Below are 19747 nucleotides of genomic sequence, written 5' to 3' on the forward strand. Positions count from 1 at the left end.
CCCGTGGATTGAGAGTCCCTCAAGGCGCAGTTTGCGCGCATGACTCAAGACTACGAACAGCTCCGTCTGCAACTCGCGGAAAATATCCGCTCGATGCGACGCGTGAAGAACCTTACCCAGGAGCAATTGGCGCTCATGGCCGAGGTGGATCGTACCTACGTGAGTCAAATCGAACGAGGGGTAGGCAACCCGTCGTTATTGGTACTCTGCAAACTCGCCAACATTTTCGAGATCAAAACGGATCAGTTGCTCATCGAGTCTGACGCGCTTGCTCGTACGCTGAGCGTTGAATGACCCTCTGCTGATCTAGAAGGTCGCTGTAAACCGACTATCCTGCTGTCGGCTTTCTCACTGACACCCCTCTCTCGATTATTGAACCTGTCCAGGCCATACACCCAGAGCCTGGATCATGTCTGCTGCCTGCCCGCACATTTCGCCCCAGAAGTTGCATCCTTTGGTGCTGAGCATTCTGCTGGCATCCGGGCCAAGCGTAGCGTTGGATACCGGCAGCATTGCCGCCTCCGTGCTTTCTCCAGACTGCCTCGAGTACAAGGTCGTCGGCATCTGCTTCTGGTTGCTCTGCACCCCCTTCGGCTGCACTGTGAAAACCTCAACCAAGGTTCATCACTTCATTCCTGAGCTGGTGGTCTCGAGCTATGCCACCACCGGCGCCAATCCTTGGACCGAGATGGCCGCCCTATCCTCTCCTATCAGTGGTGCGGAAGGAGGCGGTAACCTGATCACGCCGAACACCCAGCGCGATAACCTGCCTCGTTTCAAAAACGTTGATGCCATCGGTCATCCAGGTGGCTGGGCCGCCACGCAACTGGCCTCGCAATCCGGCTACGCCTGCGCCAGCGGCGCCACTGCGTTCATGCCCTATTACCTGAGCACTTTGGACTCACTGGCCTGGCGTCATGGCATCCCGGAAAGCCTTTACCCCGAGTCGCTTGTGCCCGGGATCCGTGAAATCGGTCGTCAGCTCGCGGGAAACATGTGGGGCAACGTCTATCCCCGGCAAGGATTTTTGGTGCAACCCGACGATTTCAAAGCCGCTGCGGTGATGGCGCAGCGGGCGGGTGATGTCATTACCCGCAACTGGCAACCGCACGTGTATATCCCGCTCATACCCGTACCACGCGAGGGTTATTGGCCGCCTGGCCCAATCGTTGAAAACGACGCTTCGACCCACAAATGGCAATTGCTCTCCCCCGTGGTTCAACCCACATGTGCCATCTTCCCCAGCGATTCGGTGCAGAGCGCGGATGGCGGCTACGCCTGGTCGCTGTGGCGTCCCTATAGCTGCTGCAAGCGAGAGGGACAGACCTTCCTGTTCAGCATCGACTTCGAAGGTGGTGCTTTATGAGTAGGCATCTTGCAGGACCATGGTTGGGTCCGATGAGTTTGTTGCTCTGCGGACTGCTCGCCGTGGCCACGCATGTCCACAGCGCCGAAGACGATTACCGCCTAGGCACTCAAGGCGAAGTGCTAGACGACCGGGTGATGTATACCATCGGTGGCGGCTCGGCAGCGGGCTCGCCGAGCTCGCTCTATCGCCCCAACGGGCTCGGTGTCGGCGGATCCTGGCAGGCGAACATGATGTGCGGAAACATGAGCCTCACCAACACCTTACAAAACCAGTTGAACGGCGTCACCGAAGGGTTCCAGCAGATCATGGGCAGCATTGTGCAGAACGCGACCCAAGCGGTGATGTCGCTGCCGGCGTTGATCATCCAGCGCGCCAATCCCGGTCTCTATGAGTTGCTCAGTAACGGCGTGATGCAGGGGCGTATCGACTTCGACCGCTCCAAACTGACCTGCCAGGCCATGGCTGAGAAGATGGCGGACAAGGTCGGTCAAGCCGGCTGGGGCGCATTGGCCAAGAACCAGGAAATGCAGGGCAACCTCGAACAAACCGGCGGTGATGCGGTGGCTGCGGTGAAAAACACCGAGGCCCGCAACGGCAACAATGGGGTGTCTTGGGTCGGCGGACAGAAGGCTGGAGGTAGCGGACAAACACCTATCCGGGCAACCTCCGATGTGGTGCGCGCGGGCTACAACCTGCTGCATAACCGGTCGGTGGATGACAGCGCCTCGATCAGTAGCAGTGATTGCCTGGGCGGCGCTATTTGCCAGGCATGGACCTCACCCCAAGAGGAATCCGAATGGGCTGTTCGAGTGTTGGGCGAGACCGAAGTCGCAACCTGCGACACCTGCGAGACTCTGCGGGCTACCGCTGGCAGCGGACTGACGCCGCTGATCCAGGAGGCCTATGGTGAACATCTCAAGACCCTGCAAGGATTGCTGTCCGGTTCTCTGCCGCCTACCCCTGACAATCTGAGCAAAGCCTCCAGCCCGATGCTGCCGGTGACTCGTGGTGTGATCGAAGCCCTGAGCGACGATCCTGATCAGGAACTCCTGGCGCGGCGCCTGGCCAGTGAGACGGCCCTGTCCAGCGTGCTCGACAAAGCGCTCCTGCTATTGCGCACGCTGTTGGCAGGCAGCCACGAACCGAACATCGCTTCCGCCGAGCCGGCCCAAACGGCCTTGACGAAAAACATCGACACGCTGGAACGTGAAATACGCCTGCTGCAGACCGAGCTGCAGGTCCGACAAATATTGGCTGCCAATACCGCCAGCCTGGTACTCGATCGACATGCCGGTGGTGCCGATGCTTCGCGTACCGTCGAGCAAGGCGACCCCGAACCTGGCCGACTCAACGACGCCGACGCCAGGCGCAAGTAAGCCATGAAGCGCTCACCGCTATTCACTTTGCTTTCAAACCTGGGGATTGCCGCGGGGATGATCCTGAGCGCCGCACTGGTCGCCTGGATCGGCCGCATTGTGCTGGGCAGTTTCGAGGTCTGGCAGCAGGCGTTCGAATCCGTACGACCTTATCTGAGGTGGTGGCGTGCCCTGCTCTACGGCGCCCTCTTTGCGCTCTGGTGGGATCTACTTCGGCGCTACCGACATCGACCACAGGATCGACTGCGCGTAAAACGCATCGGAGTATTAGGACTTGTGCTCTTGACCGTCGTCGAGCTCACCCGATTGTGAGGTCACCATCATGCTCATGAGCACCAACAGCTACCTAGAGTTTTACCTCTCGCTGCTGGCCTGGATCATCAACAACGGTATCTGGAACGTCCTGTCTGACACCGGACTGTTCGGCGCACCCTTCGGCGCGATCATCTTGCAAGAATGGCTGTCAGCCCGTCAGCAAGGCGCGGATGAAGGCAACAAGGGATTGCTCTCGATGCCTCGAATCGAAAACCGGCTTTGGTTGGCTTACATCGTCGTATTGTTCGGCTGCGCGCCGGTCTTCCCACTAAACCTCGCCTCAATGGCGTTTGATGATGCAGCGAGCCAACGGTGCGGTGTCAGTGTGGCCAAGCCAGCGGAAACCGCCTGGGGGATCACCTTCAATACCATCGGCGAACGCTCTGCCAACGTGCCAATCTGGTGGTTTCTGGTGCACGCTTTGAGTAAAGGAGTGACCGCAGCGGCCACCGCCTCCATCCCCTGCGCACCGGACATCCGGCAGATGCGCATGGAGATCGACAGCTCGCGCATCGATAACCAGGTACTGCTACAGGAAGTCGCCGACTTCACTCGCGACTGCTACGGCTATTCCCGTTCTCGGCTGTTCACCAACCGTCCTCAGTTGGACAAGGCACAAAGTCATGATGCGTCCTGGATCGGCTCACGCTATTTTCTCGACACACCAGGCTACTACGACACCGATCGCTCGAGGACACCGCGAGTCAGTTGGCCCTACGATGAAACCCGCGATATTTCCTTGCCACGGCTGGAAAATGGCGCGGGCTACCCCACTTGCAAACAGTGGTGGGGGGACAGCGGAGTCGGGTTGCGAGAGCGCTTGATCGAGCAAGTCGATCCTTCGCTGCTGACTCAGCTGAAAGGCTGGTTGACTGGTCGCTCAAGCAACGAGATCGAGGATGCCACCCTGCGCGAACTGGTCAGCCCACGCCAACAATCGATGTCCATGTCGCCCGGACAGGTGTACCAGGACTACGGCTCCAGTGCTCGCGGTGGATCGATCAATCAGGGGCTTAATAACCTGGCCACCAACACTGGGCTAGCCCTCGGTTCCTTCAGCAACTTCCCGGCGATGAACGCGCTACGCGCCGCTCTGCCGATGGTGCAGGCTTTCCTGATCATGGGCGTCATCATCAGCCTGCCACTGATCCTGCTGGTCAGTACCTACCAGCTAAAGACCGTCATGACGGTGACGTTCGCGCTGTTCACGCTGCACATGCTGACCTTCTGGTGGGAGCTGGCCCGTTGGATCGATTCCAGCATGCTCGATACCTTGTATAACCAAGTGTCGACTTCCAATCAGGTACTGTTGTCGCTGCCGACATCCGGATTTATGGATGGAACGGTCACGGCGCAGGTGATTGAGTATGTGATGGGGGCAATGTTCATCGTACTGCCTATGCTGTTCCTTGGAGCTATGAGCTGGACAGGATATGCAGTAGGAAACGGGATTCAAGGCATGTTGGCGAACGGCAGCAAAGCAGCAAGTGATTCAGCAAGCAAAGGTACGGATCAAGTAGTGGGGGCGGCTAGCCGCTCAATTAGATGATTTGCTGTCGCCGATGTAATGCCCGTTGTCGTCGAAGTCACCGATGTAGAGGTCGGCACCAAGGTAGTCTGCCCCGGGTGCCGCCTCATTAATATCCGCATCAATGGCAGTCTTGGACACCAGAAGTCCAATCACAGCGATCATCGTCACCACAGAAGCTACCAACCAGAAACCGATAAAGAGCAACCCAAGGATGAGTGCCAGCTTCGTAACCAGAAAGCTCCCACGAACCAATAGCCCACCCGCAGGCATACCTGTCGCCACCGCACGTTTAGCCACACGAGATTCAAATCCTTTCAACCTGCGATAAACACGTTTTACCGACATGCCGCATGCATATGCCCAGCGGTGTGCGCGGGAGATTTGAAGTGGCTGCTGAGCCGGCATGATTGCGCCCTCTTCTGAGCGTATTCCTGTGGAAATCGAGATTACAGCCTACTACTGAAAACCGCTCGTGCTTAACCGTTTATCAGCTTATTCGATCGAAAACTCTTCACTGGAAGACAGAAGACGCAGCTCGTGCACCAGCGCCTCTATCGCCGTTGACCCATCCATATCATCCAGCTACATAGAGGGTACGGATCGCTGTTATCGACAGCACCTTCCCTGGTAGCCAGAGCCTTCAAAGCTACGTCACTCCGGTGATGGTTCCCCCCAAGTGCGATTAGCGTTCGGTGGCTCGCACGGTCACGCTTCATGGTGATGAACGCCTACTGCTCTTCCGAGCGTCTTTCGAGCTCAGCTCGTCCCAAACCCTCTTGTTTTTCTTCAGCCCACCGCGGGGAAATTCTTTCCCCTATGGGACAGGTTTCTTCACGCTATCAACGGAGCACACCATGTCCGACTCACTCACAAGCGAAGCACTGAACACTCTGCGCTTGCCCGTTGTGTTCACTCCAGACGCGTGGCAACACGCAGTATTGCTCGATGGTTCAAGTCATCCTGAAAAGCTGCAGCTCGATAGGCTGAGCAACGTGGTACGCGCAGCCTTCAAAGCCCACCTGGCCGATCCAAACGCACCCTACGTGGTGTTCGAGATAGCTAAGTTCGGCTCAGTGAGTGATGCAGAACATGAACCATTGCTGCGACTGAGCCTCAGCCTGCTTCAGGTATCAGACCAACCTAACGCCCTACTGATAGCGCTTGCGAAAGAGCAGCAACGCTGACCGCAAATGGCCATACCCGGCCACTGATCCAACTCAGGCTATACGCAGTCCTGCACCAATCCAATCAACACCCACCGGGGAACCCTCCCCGACGGGCAAGGCGTTCCTCCGGTTCTTCGAGGAACATGCCATGCGCAATATCTACCAAGACGTGACTGACAAGATCGTTACCGCGTTGGACCAAGGCGTAGCGCCCTGGATCAAACCCTGGTCCTCAAGTGGCTCAGCTGACGTCGGTCATCACCAACCCTACCCCATCAACGCCATCACCCAGCGTCCCTATTCGGGCATCAATTTACCGCTGCTCTGGGCCGAGGCCAGGTTGCAGGGGTTCACTCAAGATCGCTGGCTGACCTTCATTCAAGCCAAAAAAGCCGGCGGGCACATCCGTAAGGGTGAGCACAGCACTCTGGCAGTGCTCTACAAGCCGATGGAGCGCGAGGAACAGACCGAATCAGGCCAACCCGTACTTGATGAGAACGGTCAGCCCAAGATCGCTCACTTTGGCATTCTCAGGACGCATTTTCTGTTCAACACCGAGCAAACGGAAGGGCTCGAAACGCTCAACGAAACCGTGCTCGAGACGGAACCGAGCGATCCCTTCTTCCCCAACGGCGCTGCGGAAAATCTGTTGTTTCGTTCGGGCGCAAACATCATTCATCGATTTGCCGACGAAGCCTTTTACCACCCGATCAGGGATCTCATCCAACTGCCGACAAAATCGCAATTCCACGATCAAGGTGGATACTACGCCACGGCGCTTCACGAGCTGACGCACTGGACCGGACACCACTCTCGATTGCAGCGCGAAGGCGTGACCTCTCCGTGTCCATTTGGCTCGCCAGGCTATGCATTTGAAGAGTTGATCGCAGAAATGGGCGCCGCTTTTTTATGTGCCTACGCCGGTATACGGGGAGAGCTTCGGCACGAGGGCTACATCGACTCCTGGCTCGGCCTGCTCAAGTCTGACAACCGCGCGATTTTCCGCGCCAGTGGCCAGGCCCGATGCGCCTCGGAGTATGTGCTCGACCTGGAGCAGCAACAGAAGCAGACGGTAATGGATAATTCGCGATGCATGAACGATGGAGCTTGATCGTTACCTCACTGCTGCAATCGCTTCACAGGGTCCAACACGAGTTGGACCCTTTTTCTATGCCCAGAAAAATCCCCACACTGCGGAGCTCTGACGCAAAGAACATGAGGTAATCCCGTAACCGCAGTACGCCGTTACGTATCCAGATTCTCCGCCAAGTAATCCACCAGCTCGAGTGGACTTCGGCTGTCGATCACCTTGTAGATCAGATCGCGTTTGCTGCGCGGAAGCTTCTTAACCACGCTCTTCGCCGAGGCCCTGACGGCTTCGTCTGTTCCATGGATACGTGCCGCGAGCAGCAGTATGAGAGTGGCGTCAGTTAGGTTCATGGCAAGACCCAATAAAATTCGCACCGCAGTGTACCGACACTTTCCTTTTTCGTACCACCGTGCGCACCCAATAAAAAGGCACCAGGACAAATCAATATTCCGATTGCCGCACAAAGGGAAACGCGTCAAAAGGACCGGTAAGGGTTGGAAGGGAATGGGGAGTCAAGGGTAAGAGCCCTATCCGAAAAGGCTAAAAGGCCACTGACTCTAGCAGTTCCCGGGAGGACCATGATGCTCAGTCTGTTTCGGCACAAAAGGCAAAAGCCTCCTCCGCCACCCACCGTAAACGTCGCCGATGGGTACCTGCCCATCGAATCGTCCCAGAGCTTGTTAGCAGCCGAGCATCGCCGCCAGTTGCTTGATCGCATCTGGCAGTACACCGCCCTCTCCCATCCGCAATTCAGCCAGCTCTATTTAAGTCCGATCCATCGCTACGCCGAGTTGGTCCAGCAGCTTCCAGCCAGCGAGACGCACCACCATGCTTATCTTGGCGGCATGCTCGATCATGGGTTGGAGCTGGTCGCCTGTAGTTTGAAACTGCGTCAGTCGTATCTGCTTCCCACCGGCGCCGCGCCCGAAGACCAAGCCGCCCAGACCGACGCCTGGTCCGCCGGCATTGCCTATGGCGCGCTGCTGCATGACATCGGCAAGATTGCCGTGGACCTGTTGGTCGAACGCCAGGATGGCCGTGTTTGGCATCCTTGGCAGGGATCCCTGGATCAGCCCTACCGTTTTCGCTACCTCAAGGGTCGTGACTACCACCTGCACGGTGCCGCCGCAGGCTTGCTCTACACCCAGATTATCGACTGTCCGATCCTCGATTGGCTCAGTGGATTTCCGTCACTGTGGGCCAGTCTGCTTTATGTCCTGGCGGGGCAGTACGAACGTGCCGGCGTGCTCGGCGAATTGGTGATGCAGGCAGACCGTGTTTCGACCGCACAGAACATCGGTGGTAACCCGAGCAAGGCGCTGCAAGCGCCGACCCATTCGCTGCAACACCATTTGATCAGCGGACTGCGTCATCTGGTTCAACACGAACTGAAACTCAACCAGCCAGGTGCCGCGGGATGGCTGACTCAGGACACACTCTGGCTGGTCAGCAAGACGGTCACGGACAAGCTACGAGCTTATCTGCTGTCGCAATCGATTGAGGGCATTCCCTCATCCAATCTCGCGGTGTTCGACGAGCTGCAGTCGCATGGATTGGTTGAGTCCACACCGGAAGGCAAAGCCATCTGGACCGCGCTTGTGACACACGGGAATTGGCAGCAGAGTTTTACCTTTCTGCGCCTTCAACCGGCACTGATCTGGGGGAACGAAGACCGGCCCGAGGCTTTCAGCGGAACGGTGAGCATTGCGGCTCATGAACACTCAGCTGACACCCAGATACCAACACCAGCGCCCGAGACAGCCAGTGCAAAATCAGGTCAAAGCCAACCGCAGTCGGATCTCATGGCGCTAGAGGATGCCGATCACCTCGGCACGCTACTGGACATGTTCGAGTTGGAAGAGCCTGAGGCCAGTGACGCACTGTCAGAAAGTGCTGTCGAAACTTCAACGCTTCAATCGGATAATCCGGGCCAGGCATTCCTGAGTTGGGTCAAGGAAGGCATTCTGAGTCACAAGCTGATCATCAATGATAGCAAGGCCAAAATCCATACGGTGAGCGGTACTGTGTTCCTGGTCACGCCTGGTCTCTTCCAACGCTATGTCCAAGAGTTTCCAAGCATCGTCAATAGTGCTAACCAAGAAAGTCAAAAATGGCGCTGGGTACAAAAAGATTTTGAAAGTTTAAAAATACATAAAAAACGCGACAACGGACTGAATATATGGAGCTGTAAAGTTCAAGGCCCCAGAAAATCCGCACAACTAAAAGGCTATTTAATAGAAGACACAAAAATAATTTTCGATAAACTCCCTAGCGACAATCCTTATCTGATGCTGGACATTAATTAGTTTCCTACACCACCATTACACCACGCAGTAAAAAGATGCACCTTCCCTACCCCGCTGGATCTACCCTGCGAGCGACGTGGATAATCATATCTAACGGAAACCCCACGATGTTCAGCTGCAAACAAAGCAGATGCTATTGCTGCCGGCTTAGTGCCAAGCGGAGCAATTTCAAATGAAGAACTACAATCCCTAGCCTTATAAAGCATCCACAATACTTCATAGCATGAGTATGGATTATTAGCACCCGCATAAAGAATCTCTTCGACCTGTTGATCCAAGAGAATTGATGAATTCTCCATCAAGGAATGCGTTTCCCATTCCGTCTTGAATGGAGGTATACCGAAAACAACGTTAAATCGCTTTAAAACTTCAGGTTCTGAATCAGCGATTAGATTTCGTAACCGCGCACCTTCAAAACCGACAAAAACAGTGACACTCCCTACACTATTAGGATTTGTCTGCAAATTAATAAAACCCGGAATAGGATAATAATCAGGAGCATAGCCATCACTTAACTGAAACTCATGCCTAGTTGCAGAACAAGTCGCACTAATATATCTATGAGGCTCTGCATAAAGAAAATAGAACCTGACCGCCTCTCCGTGCAGCAGATATCCTCGAATTATCAGTAGCAAATCAGGAAAATCTAAAGTCGTAGCATCAAAAAGAATTTTTTTTGCCGGAAACTCTAGAGCAATATTCTCAACCTCATTAGCTCTCCAGCTTCTCCCATCAATATAAATTTTATATTCTGAGGGGATATAGCTAACATTTAGCGTTTTAGTCGCTGCTCTATCCGCTATAGTCAGACAGTGATCCCCACGATCATCCACCACCGTGCCGACAAATGCCACATCGTAGGATGTACTTTTAAAAGTTTCATCTGTGCACGCCGAAACCCAGCTAAAATTCATCATAATTAAAACAACTTATAGTTTATTCCAACATCCGTCTCAGCCGGCTCTTCCCATTTATCCACGTAATCTTTGAGAAGTGCCTTAAACTGCTCTCCAGAACCGATATATAGAGTGTTAACTTCGCTAGCAGAAAGTGAAAGCTTGCGCTTCTTTCTATAACTTATCCCAAAATATGGAGCGAAAATCGGATTCGGAACATAGTCGTTCTGCATTATATCATAATCACTTTTGTTTTTAGTATCCGATGTCTCATACAACACAGACCACATTAGCCCATCTTTAATTAAAGAAACGACCTCTCCATCCAACGCGACTCGCTGGCTATCGTTAATGGAAAAATGATTTATTTCGGGTTCGCTCTGACTAGGTCGTCGCTGAGCAGATTCAAATATACTACCGAGACGCATAATCATGCTGTGCAGCTTTTTCCCGTTTGTCCCCGCCCGTTCTACCTCATCAAGCAACTTACTACTCACTGCAAATGCCGCTAGCGCTTGAGTTTTTGGCGATATAACTAGAGTAGACGAATCGGACATCTCACCATTAGCATTCGCCTCAAGTAAGGTCTTATGGCAAAGCTCTTGAAAATATCGCAAATTAGGTTTGGAAAGTCCACAAAACCTACCGAACCCTGCATATAGCAAACAGTCTTTTTGCGGGAGCCCTTTATAAAGGTAGAGCAAGGACCCAAACAATGTATTTTCAACCCAACCACCTTCTTTACAAAAAAGACTTAATCCTCTTGTTTCATCATTTTTCGTTTTCCTCAGTTCTTCTATAATAACCGCAGTTGATGCTGAGCTTCGACTTAGAATGCTCGCGGATACAACGGAGACATCGGGAGCAACTCCATCAAAGAATAGCTCTATAGGAATGTTTTCATCCCCTCGCTTTACTAGAGCTTTTTTTATGCTAGTGACAATCCTATTTCTTAGTGCTTTATCTGAAACAGAAATATTAGCCACATCTCGAGTAGACAGCTGAGGAAAGATCTGTCTAGCTCGCCCCAAGACCGCCGACTTGTAACTATCTGTATTTCTAGCTTCAATATGCCCCGGATCGAACAAAGACTCTTTATTGAAATCGCTCAGTGCCAGTTCGTATCCTTCATTCTGTAAACGCAGCAACATTACTTCGGCGGCCAGCAAATCAAAACTTTGATCATTTCGGCCCAACTCTAATTCAATATTAATAGTCCTATAGTCATGCGGCTCTATTAACTGCTCTTGCGTACTAGTCAAAAACTCTGAAATCGCGTGAGAACGAACAGAAAAATTAATACAATATTGATCATCTGGCTGCTTGACATAGTCATTGATGATTACTTGCTGCGCAATTTGAAGATTTTCAAACTCATCAACAAAGACTCTAAAAAAACTTTCTTCAAGTCTGGGATCGCTCGAGGAAACCGCATTTATCAAACTCTTAAATACATTTTTAAAATTGAACATTACAGGTCGACTAAGGGAAGGATTTTGAACCCACAACTCAAACTCAGCGAGTTTTTCCTCTACAAACTCCCGCACGTCATAAAACGTTTCTACACTGGCACCTAAGTATCGTTTTGCAGCGATGGGAATTTTCGTACCTCTCACGTCCAAGACACCTGACTCTAACGATGCGCGGGAAATGCTTGTTAAACTCTTCTCTAGCTCACCCAGAACACATAGGGCAAAATAATAAGAAAAAACAATGTCCGCATCATCATCCAACCAAGAACTTGTTAACAGCTTACAAAATCTAATGTCAGGCTTCCAATAGAGACCTATAAACTTCAGTGATTGATCCGGAACATTGACTCTATTTGCACTAAACACACTAGGATGGCACAAATAACGCATCAACATGGTCTTTCCACAACCACGTCCGCCTTCAATCTTCACCGCTTTTTTTTCTTTAAATATACTCAAGGACGAAAAAAAATGTGGAACAATAAACTGTCCCCAAACATCATCTGGCAATAGTTCAGCTCTATTACGCAGAAAAGCGTCAACAATTTTTTTGTCCATTATTAGCCCCGATTAATTAGCGGACACCATTGCCCCTTGGAAGTCCAATAAGCAGCCAGCGTATTATTTGGTATAGTTCTATTGAAAGCTACTGTCAAATCCAGATCAAATTCAGTTTGACTTAAAATTACATTTTTCGATAATAAAACTTCATTATAGTAAAATTCTTTCACATCCTTAATGCTATTATATCCATCCCTGCCCCACATCATGCCACCTGGCCTTGGTGCGAAAAACCCATGAGATGCGGATAAAATTTCTGCGCAGTCAAAATCCACATAGGAACAATCCGTGGTTAGTTTACTAACGCCCACTGAGTGGGCCATAAATGAAAGAAAAATCACGTTACGGCTTTCAGCCCATTGCCTTACGCTATAATATTTAAAAAACTTCTCTGCTTGCTTTCCAGTACCTACAAAATCATCAACCAATACTAACCACTCGACATACTTCGGCAACGTCGCCACTTTCTCCGGTCGTATCGTTATACCTTTGTTTATCAACCCATCCTCCCGGAAATTTCTGAGCAGAGCAGCACCGCTTTTACCAGGAGTTTTATCAAACCCGCCATCCATAGAAACAAACCGAATTGGTAGTTTATGATGCCCTTCCTTTAATCTGCTCAGAAAGTCATCTACGGTAACGGGGACTTCATATCCGGAGCGTTGCAAAGCAGTTGCCAACTGCATTTCCAACATATGCCGCCTCATGCTTTTCAGCATGTCTGGAGATCTATATATGAGCGCATCAAGCAGGTGTGCTGCTAAATAAAGCGCGCGCTGGCATGAAAAATTGTTTAGCCAACCCTGTAGTTCATAGTGTTTTATTCCATAAAGAATATTTTTACGGATAAGCGACTCAATTTTTTGCTTTGTATCACTGAAAAACCGCTCTTTCCCTGGAGGGATTTCGAATGACATTTGTCTGCCTCTTCACCAGTTTTTAATCAGACCTATTAACCTAACAGTTCCATCCTAAAGGACTTATATCCAACCGCCAATATAATATTTACAATGGGTAGAGTTATATTTATTGAGCGCTTTATGCAGGATTTTTTTCTGCTTTTTTTTGTTTTCGTTCGGGCAAATTCGGGATTTCTGGTTTCAATGCAGAGCAAAATTTTTCGTATGATGCCCGGAGTGTCATTGACTTGTATACATCTTCTTTAGAGCTGAATATTGCATAGTACTTATTGAATCGCTTCTTGTCCTTCGCGTACACCCAAAGCCATTCAACCTCATAGCAGGCCCTTCCCGAGTCATCTTTATTCTTTACAGATCGCTCAAGTAAAAATTTAAACACATAGTTATTTATAGATCGCACAAAATTATCGACTATAAATGCAATCTTATCGACATCCTCTGCCAACAATAAAATCGGCTTTTCTAGCGATTTAGTATGCGCCGCTAATCCGAGACGTATTGCGTTCTTAGAACCTAACTTTCCAAATCGGTGCACACAACAGTGGCGGAGTTCGCAAACTTTCTTGAATTCTTGAGATGGGAGAACCAACGGATTTGGACGACTACCTTTCATCCCTATTAATTCTTTCAATGTTTCAAAGACATTATAAGGACTTGCGAGAGAGAAATCCTCCAGAAGAGCCTCTGGCAAAATTTCTTTTTTATGGTGTAAAGCTGCTGCATACGACACGCTTTTATCAGAGACAAGTGCCGATATATATTCATCAGAGTGAATCAATTTTCGTATCAGTGCTCGAATATAACTTTCAGCTGCAGAGACATAACCAAGAAGAATTAAATTACCTAACACCGGACTATAGTCCGCAGTAACTAATTTATTTAGCTTCTTGGTATTTGTTATAAACAGATCGATAGGTGATAAATTACTATCATTATGTTCAACGTCAAACTTATTACTTGTCTCAAATGGTGACGTTATGGCTTCTAGCTTACATAATTCGAAAAATTCTTTCGAAGCTATTTCAGCTTCACTTTCTGCACCGGCAGCCCCTTCTAGTAACACACCTTCCGGTTCTTTTCGCAGACTCATCGCTCATTCCTTCGGGCACTAATCTATGGCCATCAAACCATTTAAGTCACATTCTCACGACAAAAACTCATCCACGTACAGTAGCACATTGCTAATAATTTTATCGGCGGTCTTACGACCGACCCTGCGGAGCTTTCTTAACTCAGTACCAGGGTCTTGCATAGATAAAATGTCTCCAACAGTTTTAGCGCCATCTAATCCAGTGATAACTTTGCTTTGCCATGACGTGAGCCGTGGAAGATTCGACAATTCTAATGCCATACATTTATTAAACGTTGACTCATCAACCAGCAAACTACCGCATTGATGACAAAAGCGTTGCGTATCAGTTAACCGGATAGCGTTACACTTCCGACAAGGTGGTAACGTAAGTTGTAGCTTCTGAAGCAGCTCTTCTCCCAGAAGAGTTTTAGAGGATCGCCGAACAGGATGCTTAACGTTTTTTCGCCCTATGAACTCAATCATATGTTGCGGGGAGAATCCATGTAGACCCTGACTGAATACCCTATTCCTTATTAACAGAGCCAAATGGGGAATGTACCGCTCATAAGACCTGTCCTCTCCGTGAGAGACATTTGGGAGCTTTAAAAGCAGACCGACCTCTACAAGCAGACTAATCATCCTATTGAATAGAGGGTTTTCTTCCTCCTCTATTCCGACGACAATCTGTTTTTGAGTCATTTTTTTATCAGGTGAGTTAGCGTCTTTTATTAACTCAACGACTTTATTCAGTGCCGCTTCGCCTGTATCAATAATACTTTCTAATCGGGGCAGTTTATTTACTAGCGATCTGTACTCACTCAGCCGAACACTCGTATATTTTTCAATGAGCTTATTAAATTTTTGTTGTGAGCTTCGCGAGCTATCGGAATGATACTCTCGCAGCATCATTAAATAGGCTCGAGGTATTCCAAAAGCCGCATATTTTAAAAGCTGAGAGATATCATCAGGTACTTTTTCATATTCGTTGAATCGTTTCTGCGCGATTGCGCCTAGCACTAATGCGTAATTTTCCGCCTCGATAGAAAGCCAGGCATCAACACTCTCGGCCTCATGTGCCACATGAAATTTTGGGCCATATTCAGTAGTCCCCGGATACACAGATGCCTTGGGGGATATACGGGATGTTTTTAACGTTCTAACAATATCAAAAAATTCGTATAAATATTCGGGCGTTAAGGTGATTGCAGCATCATCTAATAAAACAACTACCCGCTTTCTCTCCAGCCAATCCGTCAAAGAATGGAGCGCGCTTGTTACTCCTGAAACACTTATTTTCTCTACTAAAAACTCCAGATCAGGTGTAGGTGATAAGCTTTGCTCTAGTCGCTCAACAATTCCCTCTAAATCTTGTTTTTTTGCAAACAGGATTGAGCTTAAATCAAGAGTTTCATCATCTTCGATGTCACATGCCACTTCGTGTGCTGCGATGAGTATTTTTGCAAGCACCCAGGTATTAAATAGTGCAATTGCGTTAGGCTTCGACTTTAGTAAAGGTTCAAGCCGGAAATATTTATTGAAGGATACATAAATAGCCAAGGGTAACGACTCATCCCCTTTGCATTTAGTCCAAACGTAACGCATTAAATGAGTCTTCCCACATCCTCGGGGCCCTACAATTAGCTTAGTCCCCCGTGAAATTAGGGCAGCATATATACTTTTGTAGAAATCGCCATCCTGGACAGTACACGCTAATAGCTCATTCTCTTCGAGATAGTCTGCACGCTCTTCTAAGAACGATGTAAGCTCCTCCACACCTAATTGTTGTTTTGCCATTATTCAAAATCCATTTTTAGTTGAGCAAGCTGTTTCATGGACATTTGAGCCGCTGCTACACCATAGCTTAACTCGGATATTTTCAACTGCCCGTCTTTCGAACTGATATATTTAAATATTTTCTTCGAATTTTTTTTGTCAGCACGAATTATAAATAGGCAATCACTAACGACTGCGTATCCTGAAACTACGTTAGCTATTTTTTTAAAAAAATTCCGCCCGACACGTGCAATGAGCAGATCTCCAGGACGCGCCACCAGATACTTGGTGGCATCCAAGCCCAGAAGATCAATACCACCCGCAAGCTTATAATTACAATGTACGCCGCTTAGATCCGTGGTATGCACCGTCGCATACTCCAGCTCTCTGACTTGTACGGAGGACTGCTTACCTCTCTTAATTTCCGCAACAGCTTGCAGCTCAAGACGACGGAATGAAGTGCTTTTTTTATACCGCTGTATTCGCGAGTGGTAGCTATAGTCCAACCGATGAACACCATCATCCGAGGTAATCGATATGGGCGGAGACAGCCTTCCGGTTCCCAGAATAGTACGAAGTTCTATCTCATCACTATTCCTTTCACAAGACGCTTTATTGAAAATCAATATGTGCGTTTGAGCCTCCGTTCGTTTAAAAACTTTTCGGGGCAATTGTATTATTTTTTTTACACAATGCTCTTTTAGAAGAAACTCTCTAAAACTCGCAAATTTTTCCGCTGTAAATATTCCGTCGGGCAGTATAACGCCTGCTTCACCACCACTTTTTAACATTCTTATCATTTGTGCTAAAAATAACACTTCAGACGAACAAATTTTCGTGATTGAGGAATACTTACATATCCCAATCTGCTCAGAAACTTGCTGAAACTCATCCCGCCAATCAGGCTTTATATATGGAGGATTACATACCGCAAGATCTATTGATCCCTCCATCATTCCGAGAGTGCTTGGAAGGTTAAATATTAATGCATCTCCAACCACATGATGTCTATTCTGATTTTCAGAATCTACAATTTGATGCCTACTCTCGATATCAAGAGAAAATATTTTTGCATCATTCCAACGCTTAGAAGCAGCGAATGATAGACTGCCCAAGCCACAGCCCAAATCCAATATATTTGCTGCTTTAGCAGTATCCATCAGGGATACTAGCAAACTACTTATGTCGCTTTCTGTATAATACCGACCCAGACTATCTCTAGAGGTAAATGGAGCTATATTCATACTTTTTTAACATCTCTAGAGTATTTTAACGATTCGGTCATTCGAAACATTACCTAGGTCGTCTCGCATGCATTATCTCATTACGAAGGAACGCGCTCCGAGGCTTGGACATTCAAACTTCAATCCAGGAGGCATCCCCTGACATGCCCATCGTCCAGCCCAAGGAGCTTCCCCCTTTAGGCTAATCATCCCACATCCCTCGCGCGACTAACAAAATATCTCCGATCTAAACCTGCTCCCCGTCTGCCCGTTGAGCCTCAATAGATGGATACGTACCACCACCTAGCTGGCCCGGATCACAAAATTCATACCTTCCCCTAGCTCACAGCAGGTGAAGACCAGATTAAGCCAGCTGCACCAACCGCTGATAGAGAGCATATGGCACCATTCGTCAAGAGGGACTGTGCCCCTCCGGCGCCCCGGCACGTAAATTTTAAGCTTTTATGCCACTCTTCGATGTATACACTGTTAGCAACCACGCACGCACGCCCAGCGCTGCGCAAAGCACATTGGCACTGGCGGGGGGAAGTGCACGTCCGCCCACGCCCCCTCCCACTTGGACGATGATGGAAGACATCAACTATCTCTTGACCTTCCAGCGAACCGCCTCGCTCATGGAGTATGACGGCAGCCATGGAGGCGCTCGACCGCTTCAGTCTTCGACCATAAGCAAGAATCTGACATTCAAATGACGTATGAAGCCTCGTATCCAAGATCTGCCGTGCTAGATAGCCCCAAGCAAGCAGCGACATCAATCACCGTACATAGACAGTACCTTAGTTTGAACCCAGGGCACCGCAAACGACTCGTGCGGTCATGTCGAAGTTTTCCAAAGTGAGCACATCGATTGGCGCACGACCTTTTAGTCGCTCATGAGGGTTACAAAGCGCGCTATAGAGCCGCCATGCATCCACATCCGGAGACCGCATCAACACCGTGAGAACCAACTTTTGCCGCAACGGCTCAAGCTGCCAATCAGGAATGCGCTGACCGCGATTACCCAGACTGAGCGACAGAAGGCGTCGAGCCTTGATATCACGGTTGATCTGATCTCGGGATTTGCCAGCCAATTTAGCGAAAACGAATAACGGCAAATTGCTAGCCGCCTCATAAATGGCAAGCATCTCGGCGCGTTCGCGCTGGATGTCAGACACATGAGATTTATGCGGCTTTTCAGTTGGGGGCGAAAGAGGTACGACAGGCGCCTGGTGCGACACGATAAGAGCTGGTTCGTTGCTAACCGAAGCCTTGGGCACCGAGACGGTTGTCGTTGGAAAGGTGCCGTTGAACTGAATGGAATTGGCGCTCGCGTTTTCAAGCGATGGCAACGAAGCAGCCCCTTCCAAACGGATGGTAAGCGGAGAGCTTGCCGCTTTCAGCTGGCCCTGCCCCCAAAGATCCAGACGATTCGCCCAGTCCTGCATCATGGTCCGGCGTTGTTCGACGTACTCCGCGTGGTTGTAAGCCGCACTCACCTTATCCGGATCAGCATGAGAAAGCTGAGCATCCACCCACACCTTCGGGTATCCGATCTCGTTCAGCGCCGTCGAGATCGTCGCCCGCATGCCATGACCGGTGAGTTGATCGGCATACCCCATCCGGCGCAACGCGCCATTCAGCGTGTTCTCGCTGATGCGCTTGCTCAGGTCGCTTCGATGCGCAAACAAGTAGCGCTGTGCCGGAACAACCTGGTCCAGCAAGTGACGCACGATCTCCAGCGCCTGCACCGACAGCGGCACGATGTAGGGTGGTACGTTTTGGATCTGCTTACTCGGCTTTCGCATCGCTAACTGGAGCTGCTTCACCACCTCCGCCGGTATGACCCACAAACGCTTCTCCAGATCGAACTGGTCGGGTGTTGCCAACCGCAATTCGCCCGTGCGGACACCGGTCAGCAACAACAACCGAAGGCCAAGCCGAGTTTGGTTGGCACCGCCGTAGTTTCGAAGAGCAGCCATCAATCCCGGAAGCTCGTCCATACGAAGAAATGGATTGTGCGTAACCGGAGGTTTGGGGAGTGCAACTACATCAAGGTCTGACGCGGGGTTGTGTTCCAGCCCCTCGATCTTCACCAGCGCATAGCGGAACAATTGGTTGAACCAGGTCCGGCATTTTTCGGCAGTCGTTAAGGCCTTGCGCTGTTCGATCCTGCTCAGCAAATCCAATAGATCGTGACGATTGATATCGTAGATGGAGCGTCCGCCCAGCGTGGGCAGGACGTCCTTATTGAAGATTCTCAAGATCTGCGAGAGCGTGCTCTGGCGCCCTTCCTTCAGGCTTAGCCTGCGGAACTCCACCCACTGATCGAACACGGCCTCGAAGGTGTGCTCCTTCGCAGCATGAACAGCAAGTCGCTGTTGTTTGCGATGCTCATAGGGATTGATGCCTTGCGCAACCAAGGTACGGGCTTCATCACGACGAGTACGGGCTTCTTTAAGCCCAATTTGGGGATAACTACCGAGGGACATGCGCTTCTGCTTGCCTGCCCAGTAGTAACGGAAGAGCCAGACTTTTCCGCCTCTGGCCGTCACATTGAGCGTGAGACCATCACTGTCGCCGAGGGTGTAGTCATTACCGGTGATTCGGGCATGCCGAACTGTCATTTCTGAGAGTGCCATCGCGAGCTCCTGAACAGAGTCAGGGCCAGATGCTCATC

General features: G+C 50.2%; 17 protein-coding genes. 8 read left to right on the top strand and 9 right to left on the bottom strand.

The window, feature by feature from the left end; genetic code table 11:
* The first annotated feature begins 39 nt into the window (after nt 1–39).
* The 5 genes from V7773_RS02440 (at nt 40) to V7773_RS02460 (ending at nt 4609) form a co-directional block, all read left to right on the top strand.
* Nucleotides 40–294, top strand: a complete 255-nt coding sequence (locus tag V7773_RS02440) for a helix-turn-helix domain-containing protein (protein ID WP_048392796.1) — start codon at nt 40–42, stop codon at nt 292–294.
* A gap of 115 nt (nt 295–409) precedes the next feature.
* A complete protein-coding gene (locus tag V7773_RS02445; RefSeq protein WP_336072181.1) occupies nt 410–1366 on the top strand; it encodes a TIGR03756 family integrating conjugative element protein in 957 nt (318 codons plus the stop codon).
* Nucleotides 1363–2745 carry an integrating conjugative element protein gene (locus V7773_RS02450; RefSeq protein ID WP_336072182.1) on the top strand — a complete coding sequence of 461 codons (1383 nt, stop codon included), beginning with the start codon at nt 1363–1365 and terminating at the stop codon, nt 2743–2745. The genes V7773_RS02445 and V7773_RS02450 overlap by 4 nt, the downstream gene beginning before the upstream one ends.
* A 3-nt stretch (nt 2746–2748) precedes the next feature.
* Nucleotides 2749–3057: a hypothetical protein gene (locus tag V7773_RS02455; protein ID WP_336072184.1), complete on the top strand. Its 309-nt coding sequence runs from the start codon at nt 2749–2751 to the stop codon at nt 3055–3057.
* A gap of 10 nt (nt 3058–3067) precedes the next feature.
* On the top strand, nt 3068–4609 hold the full coding sequence (locus tag V7773_RS02460) for a conjugal transfer protein TraG N-terminal domain-containing protein (RefSeq protein ID WP_336072185.1): 1542 nt from the start codon (nt 3068–3070) through the stop codon (nt 4607–4609).
* On the opposite strand, the gene V7773_RS02465 is transcribed toward V7773_RS02460, so the two are convergent.
* Nucleotides 4598–4996: a DUF3742 family protein gene (locus V7773_RS02465; protein ID WP_027912532.1), complete on the bottom strand. Its 399-nt coding sequence runs from the start codon at nt 4994–4996 to the stop codon at nt 4598–4600. The genes V7773_RS02460 and V7773_RS02465 overlap by 12 nt on opposite strands.
* A gap of 449 nt (nt 4997–5445) precedes the next feature.
* Here V7773_RS02465 and V7773_RS02470 point away from each other — a divergent pair, with 449 nt between their 5' ends.
* Together V7773_RS02470 and V7773_RS02475 are read left to right on the top strand one after the other, a co-directional pair.
* Nucleotides 5446–5775 (top strand): hypothetical protein, encoded by a 330-nt coding sequence (locus V7773_RS02470; RefSeq protein ID WP_336072189.1) that lies wholly within the window; start codon nt 5446–5448, stop codon nt 5773–5775.
* 130 nt (nt 5776–5905) lie between these two features.
* The gene (locus V7773_RS02475; RefSeq protein ID WP_336072190.1) at nt 5906–6868 is read left to right on the top strand and encodes an ArdC family protein; all 963 of its coding nucleotides are present in this window, start codon (nt 5906–5908) and stop codon (nt 6866–6868) included.
* 134 nt (nt 6869–7002) lie between these two features.
* Here the strand turns inward: V7773_RS02475 and V7773_RS02480 are convergent, their stop codons facing one another.
* Entirely contained in the window at nt 7003–7197 is a 195-nt protein-coding gene (locus V7773_RS02480) for a DUF7740 domain-containing protein (RefSeq protein WP_027912535.1), read from the bottom strand.
* Between the two features lie 231 nt (nt 7198–7428).
* Here V7773_RS02480 and mobH point away from each other — a divergent pair, with 231 nt between their 5' ends.
* Nucleotides 7429–9153, top strand: coding sequence for a MobH family relaxase (gene mobH / locus V7773_RS02485; protein ID WP_336072316.1), 1725 nt, complete (start codon nt 7429–7431; stop codon nt 9151–9153).
* On the opposite strand, the gene V7773_RS02490 is transcribed toward mobH, so the two are convergent.
* From V7773_RS02490 to V7773_RS02520, 7 genes are all read right to left on the bottom strand, one after another.
* On the bottom strand, nt 9150–10070 hold the full coding sequence (locus V7773_RS02490) for a hypothetical protein (protein WP_336072192.1): 921 nt from the start codon (nt 10068–10070) through the stop codon (nt 9150–9152). The genes mobH and V7773_RS02490 overlap by 4 nt on opposite strands.
* Nucleotides 10071–10072: 2 nt before the next feature.
* Nucleotides 10073–12079 carry an ORC-CDC6 family AAA ATPase gene (locus V7773_RS02495; protein WP_336072193.1) on the bottom strand — a complete coding sequence of 669 codons (2007 nt, stop codon included), beginning with the start codon at nt 12077–12079 and terminating at the stop codon, nt 10073–10075.
* 2 nt (nt 12080–12081) lie between these two features.
* A complete protein-coding gene (locus V7773_RS02500; RefSeq protein WP_336072194.1) occupies nt 12082–12999 on the bottom strand; it encodes a phosphoribosyltransferase-like protein in 918 nt (305 codons plus the stop codon).
* Nucleotides 13000–13120: 121 nt separating this feature from the next.
* On the bottom strand, nt 13121–14092 hold the full coding sequence (locus tag V7773_RS02505) for a hypothetical protein (RefSeq protein ID WP_336072195.1): 972 nt from the start codon (nt 14090–14092) through the stop codon (nt 13121–13123).
* A gap of 54 nt (nt 14093–14146) precedes the next feature.
* Complete coding sequence (locus V7773_RS02510; RefSeq protein WP_336072197.1) at nt 14147–15868, bottom strand: ORC-CDC6 family AAA ATPase; 1722 nt, start codon at nt 15866–15868, stop codon at nt 14147–14149.
* Nucleotides 15868–17091, bottom strand: a complete 1224-nt coding sequence (locus tag V7773_RS02515) for an HsdM family class I SAM-dependent methyltransferase (RefSeq protein WP_336072198.1) — start codon at nt 17089–17091, stop codon at nt 15868–15870. Before V7773_RS02515 ends, V7773_RS02510 begins: the two co-directional genes overlap by 1 nt.
* A 776-nt stretch (nt 17092–17867) precedes the next feature.
* Nucleotides 17868–19709: a tyrosine-type recombinase/integrase gene (locus V7773_RS02520; protein ID WP_336072199.1), complete on the bottom strand. Its 1842-nt coding sequence runs from the start codon at nt 19707–19709 to the stop codon at nt 17868–17870.
* Between the last annotated feature and the right edge of the window lie 38 nt (nt 19710–19747).

The organism is Pseudomonas sp. 3JA, assembly GCF_036961705.1.
Classification (GTDB): Bacteria; Pseudomonadota; Gammaproteobacteria; order Pseudomonadales; family Pseudomonadaceae; genus Aquipseudomonas; species Aquipseudomonas fluorescens_Q.

Excerpts from the sequence above, each read along its gene's own strand:
- V7773_RS02480 (WP_027912535.1), bottom strand. The coding sequence starts at position 7,197 with ATGAACCTAACTGACGCCACTCTCATACTGCTGCTCGCGGCACGTATC.
- V7773_RS02470 (WP_336072189.1), top strand. The coding sequence starts at position 5,446 with ATGTCCGACTCACTCACAAGCGAAGCACTGAACACTCTGCGCTTGCCC.
- mobH (WP_336072316.1), top strand. The coding sequence starts at position 7,429 with ATGCTCAGTCTGTTTCGGCACAAAAGGCAAAAGCCTCCTCCGCCACCC.
- V7773_RS02520 (WP_336072199.1), bottom strand. The coding sequence starts at position 19,709 with ATGGCACTCTCAGAAATGACAGTTCGGCATGCCCGAATCACCGGTAAT.
- V7773_RS02440 (WP_048392796.1), top strand. The coding sequence starts at position 40 with ATGACTCAAGACTACGAACAGCTCCGTCTGCAACTCGCGGAAAATATC.
- V7773_RS02460 (WP_336072185.1), top strand. The coding sequence starts at position 3,068 with ATGCTCATGAGCACCAACAGCTACCTAGAGTTTTACCTCTCGCTGCTG.
- V7773_RS02500 (WP_336072194.1), bottom strand. The coding sequence starts at position 12,999 with ATGTCATTCGAAATCCCTCCAGGGAAAGAGCGGTTTTTCAGTGATACA.
- V7773_RS02495 (WP_336072193.1), bottom strand. The coding sequence starts at position 12,079 with ATGGACAAAAAAATTGTTGACGCTTTTCTGCGTAATAGAGCTGAACTA.
- V7773_RS02445 (WP_336072181.1), top strand. The coding sequence starts at position 410 with ATGTCTGCTGCCTGCCCGCACATTTCGCCCCAGAAGTTGCATCCTTTG.
- V7773_RS02510 (WP_336072197.1), bottom strand. The coding sequence starts at position 15,868 with ATGGCAAAACAACAATTAGGTGTGGAGGAGCTTACATCGTTCTTAGAA.
- V7773_RS02450 (WP_336072182.1), top strand. The coding sequence starts at position 1,363 with ATGAGTAGGCATCTTGCAGGACCATGGTTGGGTCCGATGAGTTTGTTG.
- V7773_RS02505 (WP_336072195.1), bottom strand. The coding sequence starts at position 14,092 with ATGAGTCTGCGAAAAGAACCGGAAGGTGTGTTACTAGAAGGGGCTGCC.
- V7773_RS02455 (WP_336072184.1), top strand. The coding sequence starts at position 2,749 with ATGAAGCGCTCACCGCTATTCACTTTGCTTTCAAACCTGGGGATTGCC.
- V7773_RS02465 (WP_027912532.1), bottom strand. The coding sequence starts at position 4,996 with ATGCCGGCTCAGCAGCCACTTCAAATCTCCCGCGCACACCGCTGGGCA.
- V7773_RS02475 (WP_336072190.1), top strand. The coding sequence starts at position 5,906 with ATGCGCAATATCTACCAAGACGTGACTGACAAGATCGTTACCGCGTTG.
- V7773_RS02515 (WP_336072198.1), bottom strand. The coding sequence starts at position 17,091 with ATGAATATAGCTCCATTTACCTCTAGAGATAGTCTGGGTCGGTATTAT.
- V7773_RS02490 (WP_336072192.1), bottom strand. The coding sequence starts at position 10,070 with ATGATGAATTTTAGCTGGGTTTCGGCGTGCACAGATGAAACTTTTAAA.